8 protein-coding genes are annotated in these 12,189 nt (G+C 42.7%); all 8 read right to left on the reverse strand.

Annotation, left to right across the window (positions count from 1 at the left end; all coding sequences use genetic code 11):
- Positions 1 to 58: 58 nt before the first annotated feature.
- Positions 59 to 1,426, reverse strand: a complete 1,368-nt coding sequence (locus tag MHH65_RS09285) for an MATE family efflux transporter (protein ID WP_098677730.1) — start codon at positions 1,424 to 1,426, stop codon at positions 59 to 61.
- A gap of 25 nt (positions 1,427 to 1,451) precedes the next feature.
- Positions 1,452 to 2,936 carry a D-alanyl-D-alanine carboxypeptidase/D-alanyl-D-alanine-endopeptidase gene (gene dacB, locus MHH65_RS09290; RefSeq protein ID WP_335351002.1) on the reverse strand — a complete coding sequence of 495 codons (1,485 nt, stop codon included), beginning with the start codon at positions 2,934 to 2,936 and terminating at the stop codon, positions 1,452 to 1,454.
- Positions 2,937 to 3,062: 126 nt separating this feature from the next.
- Entirely contained in the window at positions 3,063 to 4,037 is a 975-nt protein-coding gene (locus MHH65_RS09295) for a pectinesterase family protein (protein ID WP_335351003.1), read from the reverse strand.
- An 88-nt stretch (positions 4,038 to 4,125) separates the two neighbouring features.
- Positions 4,126 to 4,827, reverse strand: a complete 702-nt coding sequence (locus tag MHH65_RS09300; protein WP_025093153.1) for a DUF421 domain-containing protein — start codon at positions 4,825 to 4,827, stop codon at positions 4,126 to 4,128.
- A gap of 66 nt (positions 4,828 to 4,893) precedes the next feature.
- Positions 4,894 to 5,217 (reverse strand): nitrite reductase small subunit NirD, encoded by a 324-nt coding sequence (gene nirD / locus MHH65_RS09305; RefSeq protein ID WP_024422642.1) that lies wholly within the window; start codon positions 5,215 to 5,217, stop codon positions 4,894 to 4,896.
- A gap of 23 nt (positions 5,218 to 5,240) precedes the next feature.
- On the reverse strand, positions 5,241 to 7,652 hold the full coding sequence (nirB, locus tag MHH65_RS09310) for a nitrite reductase large subunit NirB (RefSeq protein ID WP_080943454.1): 2,412 nt from the start codon (positions 7,650 to 7,652) through the stop codon (positions 5,241 to 5,243).
- A gap of 69 nt (positions 7,653 to 7,721) precedes the next feature.
- Complete coding sequence (locus tag MHH65_RS09315; protein WP_335351004.1) at positions 7,722 to 9,881, reverse strand: molybdopterin oxidoreductase family protein; 2,160 nt, start codon at positions 9,879 to 9,881, stop codon at positions 7,722 to 7,724.
- Positions 9,878 to 12,124, reverse strand: coding sequence for an FAD-dependent oxidoreductase (locus tag MHH65_RS09320; RefSeq protein WP_335351005.1), 2,247 nt, complete (start codon positions 12,122 to 12,124; stop codon positions 9,878 to 9,880). The genes MHH65_RS09315 and MHH65_RS09320 overlap by 4 nt, the downstream gene beginning before the upstream one ends.
- Positions 12,125 to 12,189 lie beyond the last annotated feature (65 nt).

Genomic DNA, 12,189 nt, shown 5'->3' on the forward strand with positions numbered 1-12,189 from the left:
TTCGGCCTCCTTAAAAGTGAGAGATCTTCGTATGTATATGCTGCCTCACACCTTTACATTATGATTGAACAAGCGAGATAATTTGTTTTTTCTTCCATACGAGCTGATAGTAGCTGTATTGGAGGAGTAAGTTCACAAAGAAAGCAGCTGGGTAGCCAATCCATATTCCTTTAATGCCAAGAGATGTATAGTGCGATAGCACATAAGCGACTGGTACTTCTACAAGCCAAATGGAACAAATACTAAAGATCGTCGGCCAAAGAACCGTCCCGCTTGCTCTCATTGTGGCTGCAACAATTTGGGCCGTTCCAAAAATGAGATAGCTCCATAATGTAATGACGACCAAACTATAGGCAATATCTATCGTGCCAGGGTCTGTTAAAAAAATAGATAAAATCTGCGGTGCAAAAATATAAACGAAAATAATGATACATCCGCCTATGGCAAAGTTAAGACCTAACCCAATTTTAATGACATCTTTCAGTCGATTCATATTTCCCGCGCCAATGAATTGAGCTGCAAAGATCGAGACCGCAATGCCAAGGCTCACTGCCGGCATCTGCACATAACTCACGACTTGATTGACAACACCATAGGCAGCTGTTGCCTGTGATCCATAATCGTTGACGAAAGAAATAACGGCAATTTCTGATAAAGAAATGAGGATCATATTAATGCTTGATGGGATACTGAGCTTTAATAACGTTTTTAATAGATCTCCTTTCATCAATAAATGCTTTCTCACCGATGCATCAATGCGAAGCGGGTGCTTTGTCTTATATAAGTAGATGTGTAGAATGATAAATGTCACAATTGTTGAAATCACAGAAGCATACGCAGCGCCGTATAAGCCGAACGCTGGCAGTCCCAGCCATCCAAATAATAAAATGGGCAGCATCAAAATATTCGTTGCCGTACTAATCATTAAGAAATAAAATGGCGTTTTCGAATCCCCTGTCCCTCGCAAGAAGGTCGTATAAACAAAATAAAGAAATAAGATCGGCATTGAGATGAATAGAATTCTAGCATAGCCCGCACTTTCCTCCACGATATTAGCGGGTGTTCCCATAAGGTTTAAGATGTCTGTTGCGAAAAAACCTCCAATGATCGCTAAAGATACTCCGATCAAAAAAGTGAATGAAAGCGTTGTGCCAATAATTTCTTTTAATTTCTGTTCATTTTTTGCTCCATACGCTTGTCCAATAAGGATCGAGCTTCCCGATCCAATTCCAATGGAAAAAGAAACGAGTAAAAAGAAAAGCGGAAAGAATGCAGAAATGGCAGCTACTGCATCCTCTCCAATCCATCTTCCGACAAGAACAATAGACACTAATTGTCCGATCGATTGCAAAATATTACTTAGCAAAAGCGGGATGAGAAAAATGGACATGGTTTTTACTAAAGATTGATTATTATCTAACGTCATGATGGTTCTCCTTCTCTCTCTAAATCTAAAGATTCTCAGCTAGTATGCTGACAATACGGTCTTCTATCTCTTTCCCTTTTTCGTCATCAACAAGGTGATTGAATAAGATGGAAAAAGCGAGCGTTTTCCCGCCCTGCGTGTCAATATATCCAGAAAGTGTGCTGACCGTTGTTAACGACCCTGTTTTTGCACGTACTTTTTCTAGTGTAGCTGGTTCCTTCAATCTGTTTCTTAACGTTCCCCCCACCATTCGTTCACTTGCCCCTGCTAAAGGGAGCGCATGTTCATAGGTTTTAAACCATTTTTCCTTTTGAATGTTTGTCAAAAATAAAGTGAACTGGTTAGCAGAGACAAGGTTAATAGGTGATATGCCCGATCCGTCACGCAGCACTGCAAGCGAAGGATCGATGCCAAACGCAGGAAGCCGTTCATTCATGACATCCAGACCCGCTTCAAAGCTCCCTTTGTTCTTCACTTTTTTCCCTAGTTCCTTTAGCAAAATTTCTGCATGGGTATTGTTGCTTAATTTCATCATAGGAACAAGCAGCTCTGATAATGGCATCGATGTATGGGAGGCAATTTTTTTGGCTTTTTTAGGAACTTGTTTTGATTTCAGCGGTCCTTTTACTTGAATCCCTTCCGCCTTTAACGCTCGTTTCATTAAGTCTAAAGCATAGGCGGACGGATCCCATAAAGCTACCCATTGTTTAGATGAGCTCGCTTTAACAGGAATAGTCCCAGTCAACGTAATCTTGTTGGTTCCGTGAGAGCGCTTAAAAGAGATTTTCTTTTTTTCACCTTCTGGAACTGTTTTCACTTGATTGATGACTTGAGCGACATCCGTCTTTGGGATCATATCATATGCGGCTTTCTGTCCTGCTTTTTTTCCTGGTTTTACTTCGAGAATCACGGTCCCTGCATCATAATCTTGATTCGGTGAAGCCGTGAGAGCAGAAATTTGTGCCCCGTAATATTGATCCTCATCACTCCAAGGCAGGTCAATGGAGTATCTCGTGTCATCAAACCAAGTGTCATCTGCCGCAAGCTGCCCGCGAATGGTATGTATTCCGGCCTTTTTGACCTGTTTGGCGAGTGCTGCAAAATCCTCCTCTAATAAAGTTGGATCGCCGGTGCCACGAAGATAAAGGCTGCCATGTAGCGTTTTCTTTTGAATGGAACCATCCATCCAGATGTCTGTAGGGAATGTGTGTGTTTCTCCAAGTATATCAAGTGCGATGGCTGATGTGAGCAGTTTCATATTAGAAGCAGGAGTGAGACGAATATCGGCTTGATGTTCATAAAGAAGAGATGTGTCAGAAGTATCGCGGACGCTGATGCCAGAGATCGCGCCCTCTAAATCAGGTGCTGTTCGTATGAATTCGTCTAAAGCTGTGATCCAATGAAGGGAATCGTCACGAGCTTTGAGTTGTTCATCTTTCGCTGAAAAAGGGAGAAATAAAATCGACAGGATACATATTTGTAAAAACATGAGCTGTGAAAAACGCTTCACGCAATCCCTCCTTTTTGTTGCAGCCAATTTTAGAAGAATATGTTCATTATACACAAAAGAACGTTTGTTCTCAAAGGTTTTTTAAACAGAAAAGTCAGCTTTCTTTGACGAAAACTGACAAGCCCTTTACCTCTTTTCTGGATTCCAGCCATCGGCTCCGCCAAGAACAGCCTGAACTGTGATTTGACTTGCTTCATTTTGGGTTAAAATGGTTGACCATTTTACGCGGTTTGCTGGGCTGCTTCCTGCTCCTGTCGATCCAAATTCTTTGTACCTTGCCGTTCTTTCGTTGTCATGGTTATCCCAGTTATGCCATCCCTCGGCTTTTATATGGTCATCCATTTTTGTATGGAGGAATGTTACAGCCGAATGAGGTCTCCACGGACGTCCTAAATAAACCGATTGCGCAGCTGCCGTCCCCTTTTTCAGCGTAGAGTCCATGAATACATAGCCGTACCTTTGCGCTTCTGTTGTGGATGCTGCAGTAATATACCCATTTCCAAGGCTTTTTATTTCAGCTCTTTTAAACACAGCTGTGGCTGATCCAAAAATAAAATCAACCGTGCCCTCAATATAGCAGTTTTCATAATATTGCCGCCCTGTGCCTGTTGCATAAAGTGTATCTTGATAGCCTAACACGCGTATTTGCTTGAACACAGCCCGGTCGCCAGACACATACAGCGCAACTGCCTGACCAGCATGTCTGCCAGCTGTATTTTGAAAGGTGATATTTTCTGCATAAAAATCGTTTGCACGAATCATTGTGCTTGAGCTGTTTGTTGTACTCCCAGTGCTTGCATTTGTATCATCATACGTAAGGATCGTCTTGTGCTGGTTTTCGCCAATAAAGGATACGTGTGGTTTATTTTGCGGAAGCAAAATTTTTTCTTTATATACGCCATTTTTAATATAGATCGTTGCCGGTTGTTGATTGTTTGCTGGAATCGCATCAATGGCAGACTGAACGGTGCGGTATGTCCCGCTTCCCTTTTGATCAACGACAAGGACGCGGTTATGCCCGGCTTCTGCTGCTTGAAGTGAAGCGAAGTCAAAAAGAAAGAAAGACAAGACCATAACAATCCATACGTTTCTATATTTCATCACATATCTCCTCCTCATTTTGTGAACGTTTTCATCAAACATTCTTTTTGATCCTATTCCATACACGCACAAAAAAACACCCACGTTTTTATGTTGTGGATGTTTTTTTAGACTTTTCATATTGCATCGCATAAATCCCTTCATTTTCAACCCATTCACAAAATAGAACGTCTCGATAAGAGGAAATATGCTGCTTTTTTAATTGCTCATTCAGCCAAGATTCATCAAAGCCGGCTTCTTGAAGATCTTTTTTTAAAATTTCGCCGTCAATAATAAACGTTCTAGGCAATTTCACTTCTTTTCCCTTCACGTTCACATCTTCGGCTGTGGCTGGGGCGTATTTCATTTTCGGAAGAACGCTGACAGAGCCGTCCGTTTCCAAAATAGCATATTCAATTTCATTCAGGGCAAAATGGCCTTTTGCGCGAACCAGTGTCTGCAGCTGATTGATATCAAGCATATTTTTCTTCAACCGGTTGTAGTGAATCTTCCCCTTATCAATCACAAGAGTAGGTCTTCCTTCTAAAAAAGCGCGAATGGATTTAAAGCGCTGTGAAAGCCATTCAACTGTATAAATGAGAACGCCCCATACTGCAACAGCAAATAAAATGTGCTGAATCCTGACTTCCGGATCAAAAATAGCGTTTCCGACCATTTCGCCTAAAATTAGTGCAGAAATGAAATCAAACGGTGTGATTTGTGCAAATTGTGTTTTCCCTAATAATTTTGTAATAAAAAATAAAGCGAAAAATCCGATTAAGAGTTCAATCAAAATATTAACGAACGGCACAAAAATTCCTTCCTTTCTTGCTGCATTTATATACAGCATATACATGAAAGGAAGGATCTAAACCATTTATGAAGGCAATAAAATAAAGACATTGTCCCCTTCAACGAATGTTTCATATGTTTTAACGCATCCGTGATCTGGTGCTTGCACGTTTCCTGATGAAAGATCAATTTTCCAATCATGCATTGGGCAGAAAACGTGATTCCCGCTGACCATGCCTTCAGCCAGAACGCCGCCTTTATGAGGACAGCGATTTTCAATGGCTTTGAACTGCTTATTAGAGGTTTGAAAAACAGCTAATTCAAGTGTACCGGCTTCAACTGTTTTACCTAGCTGTAGCGGAAAATCTGATAGGGTGCCAATGTGAACTTTAACAACTGAAACTGTCATATGATCTCATCCCTTCAATTGATTTATACGGAAGCCGTCGCTTTTTGAAATAATTGTCTCGTGTCTTTTTGACTCTCACGAAGCTCCTGCCAAGGCTCTTCATATGTTGAAAGCGCAATGTCCATTCTTTCGATTAAGGCTGCTCGTTTTTCATCATCCAGGAGTACTGATTGAATATGATCTAACCCAAGTCGCTCAACCCAAGCAGAGGTTCTTTCTAAATAATTTGCCGTTTCTCTGTAATATTGCAGGTATGCTGCGGCCATTTGCTCTACTTCTTCTGCTGTACTGACCTTCATTAATAAATCTCCAGCCCGCAGGTGTGTGCCGCCATTTCCGCCGGCGTACAATTCAAACCCTCCATCTATCCCCACAATACCGAGGTCTTTAATTCCGGACTCTGCACAGTTTCTCGGACAAGCAGAGACGGCCATTTTTACTTTATGCGGTGTCGCAAGACCTTCAAATTTCTTTTCAAGTGCAATTCCAAGAGCCATGGAGTCCTGCGTGCCGAACCTGCAAAATTGTTCTCCAACACATGTTTTAACTGTTCTTAAAGATTTTCCATATGCATAACCCGATGGCATATCTAGATCCGCCCACACTTTAGGTAAATCTTCTTTTTTGACACCTAGAAGATCAATACGCTGACCGCCAGTCATTTTCACAAGCGGTATTTCATATTTGTCGACGACATCGGCTATTTTTCTCAAGTCATTTGCATTGGTGACGCCGCCGTACATTCGCGGAACAACTGAATAGGTGCCATCGTTTTGAATATTGGCGTGCATGCGTTCATTTACAAAGCGTGAGCTCTTTTCATCTTTGTATTCAAGTGGATGAAGCATGCCTAAATAATAATTCAGTGCAGGGCGGCATTTTGAACAGCCCTCTTCTGTATTCCAGTCAAGTACATTCATCACTTCTTTGACATGCTGCAGCCCTTTCTCTTTGATTTCATGAATGACTTCATCTCGTGAAAGGGTAGTGCAGGCGCAGATGGTTTCTTTTTGGGCTGTCCGGCTTGCATCCTCACCTAGCGTATGCCAAAGAATCTCTTCGACAACAGGCTGACAGCCTCCGCAAGATCGTGAGGCACTTGTACATTGCTTGACTTCCTGAAACGTTGTTAAGCCTTCTTTCTGAATGGCTTCCACAATCTGCCCTTTTGACACGCCATTACAGCCGCAAACGATATGGTCGTTTGCCATGCTGTCAATCGTGCTTTCTTGCGCCGGATCATTGGAGGTTAAGACAGATACCTTCTCCATATCCGACATATCTATTCCTTCTTTAATGTACGAGAATAAACGAGGTCCGTCGCTTGTTTCTCCAAACATGACGGCGCCTACTAATCGGTTTTGCTGGAAGACGAGTTTTTGATAGATGCCTTTTTGTTCGTCAAAAATCTTAATCGCTTTTTTCTCATCGTTTTCAATAAAATCACCAGCTGAAAATACATCAACTCCTGATACTTTCAGCTGTGTTGACAGAACAGAGCCTTCATATGGAGCAGGGTTCAAGCCGCATACATGCTTGGCAAGTACAGTCGCTTGATCGTATAAAGGAGCAACTAATCCGTACGTTTGTCCCCTGTGTTCCACACATTCTCCGACGGCATAAATGCCCGGGACACTTGTTTCCATAAAATCATTGACGATAATCCCACGGTTCACTTCAAGCCCGCTTATTTCTGCAAGCATTTTACTTGGTTTAATTCCCGCAGCCATGACGACTAGGTCTGTCTCAAGTGTAGTGCCGTCTGAAAATGATAATCCTTCTACTCTTGTATCTCCTAAAATCTCATTTGTCTGTTTTCCTAACAGGAATTTCATCCCCTGTTCTTCTAATGCTTTTTGAAGAAGCTGGCCTGCAATAGGGTCTAGCTGGCGTTCCATTAAATGAGAGCTGAGGTGGATGACATTCACTTCCATGCCTAAGTTTAATAGACCGCGTGCTGCTTCAAGCCCAAGGAGTCCGCCTCCGATGACTGCTGCTTTTTTGTACATAGTAGAGGCATTGACCATTTCCTCAGTGTCTTGCAATGTACGAAAAGCCGTCACGCCTTTTTTATCACTCCCTGGAATTGGAAGGATGAATGGAAGTGACCCTGTTGCTAAAATCAATCGGTCATAATGCACGGTCCGTCCTTGATCACTGGTGACTGTTTGGTTCTCTGTATCGATCTTCACTATGGTCTCGTTTGTAAACAGCTGAATATCATGCTTTTGATACCAGTTCCAATCGTTTAACGTAATATCTTCGACCTTCGTATCCCCTTGAAGCACTTTCGATAAAAGAATTCGGTTATAGTTAGGATGCGGTTCAGTCCCAAATACCGTCATGTCGAAACGTTCGCCGTCTGTTTTTAAAATGTTTTCAAGGCTTCGAATGCCGGCCATACCGTTCCCCACTAATACGAGTTTTTCTTTCATGATAAAACACCCCTCATGTGATCATTTTTTAGAAAGTACCATAATCTAAACATAGATGGAAAATACATGTTAAAATTTCTCACATAGTTTTTCATTCACGCCGGCTGACAGCTGTACAGGACAATATTTAAAGCCTGGCATTTTACTTTGCGGATCTAGTTGATCATCAATTAATTGATTAATTGATTGATGTTTGCTCCAGTGAAATGGAACAAATACGGTATCTTTTCGAATGGTGTCTGATATGCGGCATCTGATGATGACACTTCCTCTTTTTGACTTGATGGTCACGAGCTCCCCGTGCTGAAGTCCATACGTTTTCGCTGTGTCAGGGTGAAGCTCTGCATATGCTTCAAACTGTCTGGCAACAAGAGAGGTGCTCCTTCTTGTTTGAACGCCTGTTTGGTAATGAGCCATCACCCTGCCGGTCGTTAAATAAAGAGGGTATTCTTGACTGACGGGTTCCTTTGCAGCCTTTTTTCCATGTGTGACAACGGCAAACTTCGCTAAACTGTCAGAATGTGAGAATGCATGTTCAAATAATCTTTCAGTTCCCGGGTCTTCTAAATGAGTACAAGGCCACCTTATGCCTTGTTCCTTCCTCAGCCTTTCATAGGTTATGCCTGAATAATCAGCCTTTGCACCTTTCGTTACGGCTCTTATTTCCTCAAAGATCTCTTCTGCGGATGAAAAGGAAAAATGGCTGCCTTTTCCTAATACAGCTGCTATTTCACAAATGATTTGCCAATCGTGCTTTCTTTGGTGTTTAAGTGGATATGTTGCTTCTCTAAGCGTAACGCGCCCCTCTATGTTTGTCACGGTACCTTCATCCTCTAAATATGACGAAGTCGGTAAAATTACATCTGCCAGCGCAGCTGTCTCAGACATAAATAAATCAACGGCAACAAAAAAGGACAAGTTCTTGATGGCTTGCTGAATCAAGTGCGCGTTCGGCCCTGACTGGACAGGATTTGAGCACATTAAAAAGAGCGCTTTGATCTCACCTGCATCCATTTTTTCAAACATCTCAAAAGCAGACACACCCTTTCCTGGGAGTTCTTTTTCATCAATGTTCCATCGTTCAGCCATTTCTTTTCTGTGAGCAGGGTTTGAGATATCTCGATATCCTGGAAGCTGATCTGCTTTTTGCCCATGCTCTCTTGCTCCCTGGCCATTTCCCTGGCCGGTTATTGCGCCATAGCCGCATCCAAAGCGGCCGATCTTCCCAGTAACAAGCAGAATATTCAGGAAATTACGCACAGAGGCTGTACCGTCTATTTGCTGCTCAATGCCTCTTGCTGTAAAAATCATGCCTGTCTTTTCTTGTGCGAATTTCCTTGCTATTTTCTGCATCACATCAATCGTCACGCCGGTTTGCTCAGCTATGTCTGGCAGGGAGATGCGTGAGATATGCTCCTTTAGTTCTTGGAAACCTGACGTTCGTTGATGAATAAATGATTCATCGATTAAATGCTCATGCATCATGATGTGCAATATGCCGTTTGCCAGTGCGGCATCTGACCCTGGTTTTAGGCTGACATGTAAATCGGCTAATTGGGCTGTCGGAGTTCTGCGCGGATCAATGACGATGAGAAATGCGCCATTGTTTTTCGCCTCTTCGATGTAGGGCAGGAAGGTTGGCTGACATTCCGCTATATTCGTTCCAACCAATATCAACACTCGTGCATGCTTGATGTCGCTTAGAGGAAAGGTCAGGCCACGGTCAAGTCCGAATGTTTGATTTGCGGCAGTTGCTGCCGAAGACATACATAGTCTCCCGTTATAATCGATGTATTTTGTTTTCAGCGCCACTCTTGCAAATTTCCCGAGTAAGTACGCTTCCTCATTTGTAATTGATGCGCTTCCGTACACACTGATCACATCATGGCCATGTGACAGCTGAAGGGATTCTATGTTTGTTTTGATTTCCTCAAGAGCCTCCTGCCATGTCGCTTTTACAAACTGTCCGTTTCTTTTGATCAGCGGGTGATTCAGGCGATCTTTATGGAGCGCGTGCTGGTGGGCATGCTGTCCTTTCATACAAAGTCTTCCGTGCGTAGTTGGATTGTGTACACCAATCGTTTGGTAGCGTGTTCGCCCTTCCACATGCTGCTCGATTAATTGCATTTTGCACTGCATACTGCAAAAAGGACATTGGGCTGGGAACACTCGCTTTTGTTCTTCCTGCTTTGATTTTTGCTGGGCATATTGTAAAAAAGATTGACTCATACCTTCACATCCTTATGACTTACATTTTCTTGTCTGCTTTGGTCAAATTGCGCACAGAGCTCTTCTCTTATTTCCTCATCAAGCAACTTTTCTCGAATAGAAATGTTCCCTTGCCGGGAAAGCCAATCACCAATGGATTCTTGAAAGTAAGCATTTTTCCTATACTCTTCAAGCAGCGCTTTAAAAAAAGGGATAAGCTCACTTGAATGAGCCAAGGTGTAAAAAAGCTGGCCTCCTATATAAATGTTCCATTCACCCAGCTGCTTTTTCAGACAGATGTCATCAATTGGAGCAAGTTTACACGTGCAGGAAGCACCGGTGATATGAATGGAGGTGACAGCTGGTAAAAGTGTATCTTCCACTTGTCTTTCCAGCTCTATCACAAGTGACGTGACTGCTGGATCACTGCAGTCGCATGAAAGGATATGAGATAGTCTTCTTTTCTCATTGGGCATAATTGGCCAATGATTTTTGACGATTTGTGCCGCCTGTTTTGACACACCGATAAGCCGTATTCGTTTATGCTTTGTCAGCTCTGCCTGCTCAATCAGCCTGTTCTCTAACAAAGACGTAATGATTTTCAAAAAATCCAAATCAAGCCGGCCTCCATATAATTGAGGAATCAACATGTCTTCCTGCTCAGCAGCGCCGATTTTTTCCACCGATCCTTGAAATTGCTCGAGATAGTATTGAATGGCCGGCCGGCAGATGCCGCAGCCGTGATTCGTTTTCCATTGAAAATGTCTTCTTATTTCTTCAGCATTCACCTGCTGCTTTTTAATAAACGAAAAAATGGTCTGCTCATCTGCTTCTGTACATGGACAATAAAAGGCCTGCGATTCCGTTTGTTCATGTGATGATAACTGGCAGCAAGCACGGACGAGCTCTTGACACCCGCCGCACCCGGTTGCTGCCCCTGTCTGTTTTTTCACCTCTTCTAAGTTTGTCAGCTGATGAACCGAAATGCTTTTTAAAATCGTCCCTTTTGTAACGGTTTGACATTGGCAGACGAGATCTTCCATTTTTAATGAATCTAGTGGGGATGCTTGCTTTTCATAAAGGGATTTCATGACCACACTTTTATCACGTCCCACTTTCACATCTTGCAAAAGCTGATCGGCATGCTCCAGCTCTCCGACGAATAAAATGCCTGCCAGCGCCTCACGTTCAAAGACGAATTTTTTATATACCTCTTGCTCTTCATCTAAATAAGTCACAGCTGACATAAACGGAGAATGATGTTCAATACATCCAGCAGAATAAATCGGCAAATCAGGTACTTTTAATTTTGTTGAGTAAATGGGCTTGGGTGTATGTGTGATTTTTTCCCCTAAAAGATGCTTAGCGAGCACGCTTGCTTGTTCATAAACGGGTTGAACAAGACCGTGCACCATCCCTTTGTGCTCTGCACATTCTCCAATCGCATAAATATTTGGGATATTTGTCTCCATCACGTCATTGACAACAATGGCTTTTCTCGTGTGTATGCCATGATTCTCTGCAAGCTGTATATTCGGACGGATACCTGTTGTAAAAACAACAAGATCAGCCTCCACGATGTCGCCATTTTTCAATAGAACGCCTTCTACCCTCTCACCGCCTAAGCATGCAATGGTATGGGCATTTGTTTTCACCTGAATCCCTTTTCGTATAAATTGTCGCTGTAATAATCCGGCGGCTGTTTCATCTAATTGTCGCTGCATGAGCCGCTCCGTATGATGAATGATGGTGGTTTCCAGCCCCGCAATCTGCAGACCAGCTGCCACCTCCACACCAAGCACGCCGCCTCCGATCACTGCTGCTTGTTGATAATGCACCGCATCCGCACAAATGGCCTCATAATCATCAATTGTCCGAAAAGCGTATATCCCTTTTTTGGACACACCCTGAATAGGAAGAAAATTCGGCGATGAACCCGTTGCAATGACGAGCTTGTCATAGGAAATTTCCCGGCGCGCATCTGTCATGACACATTTTCGATTTGTATCAATATGTATAACTGATTCTCCTTTGTACAATGTGATGTCATGCGCGGTGTACCATTCTTTATCCTTTAGTTCAATTTGAGCTAATGATTCGCTTTTTTGTAAAATGGGCGAAAGTTTTATTCGATTGTAGGCAGAGTGCTTCTCTTTTCCAATGACTGTTATGGCGTAATGTTCTGGCTGCTTTTGAATGATCTCTTCGATACATTTCATACTCGCCATGCCGTTTCCGATAAACACAAGTTTGCGTTTTGCCATCTGAAATCAACCTTTCTAAGCCTCTTGCTCGAGCACTTTGTATGGATTGATTATGGCACACACTT

It is taken from the genome of Bacillus sp. FSL L8-0654 (genome assembly GCF_038629965.1).
Classification (GTDB): Bacteria; Bacillota; Bacilli; order Bacillales; family Bacillaceae; genus Bacillus; species Bacillus safensis.

Coding starts and splice junctions, on each gene's coding strand:
- MHH65_RS09295 (WP_335351003.1), bottom strand. CDS start 4,037: ATGAAATATAGAAACGTATGGATTGTTATGGTCTTGTCTTTCTTTCTT.
- nirB (WP_080943454.1), bottom strand. CDS start 7,652: ATGAAAGAAAAACTCGTATTAGTGGGGAACGGTATGGCCGGCATTCGA.
- MHH65_RS09320 (WP_335351005.1), bottom strand. CDS start 12,124: ATGGCAAAACGCAAACTTGTGTTTATCGGAAACGGCATGGCGAGTATG.
- MHH65_RS09315 (WP_335351004.1), bottom strand. CDS start 9,881: ATGAGTCAATCTTTTTTACAATATGCCCAGCAAAAATCAAAGCAGGAA.
- nirD (WP_024422642.1), bottom strand. CDS start 5,217: ATGACAGTTTCAGTTGTTAAAGTTCACATTGGCACCCTATCAGATTTT.
- MHH65_RS09285 (WP_098677730.1), bottom strand. CDS start 1,426: ATGACGTTAGATAATAATCAATCTTTAGTAAAAACCATGTCCATTTTT.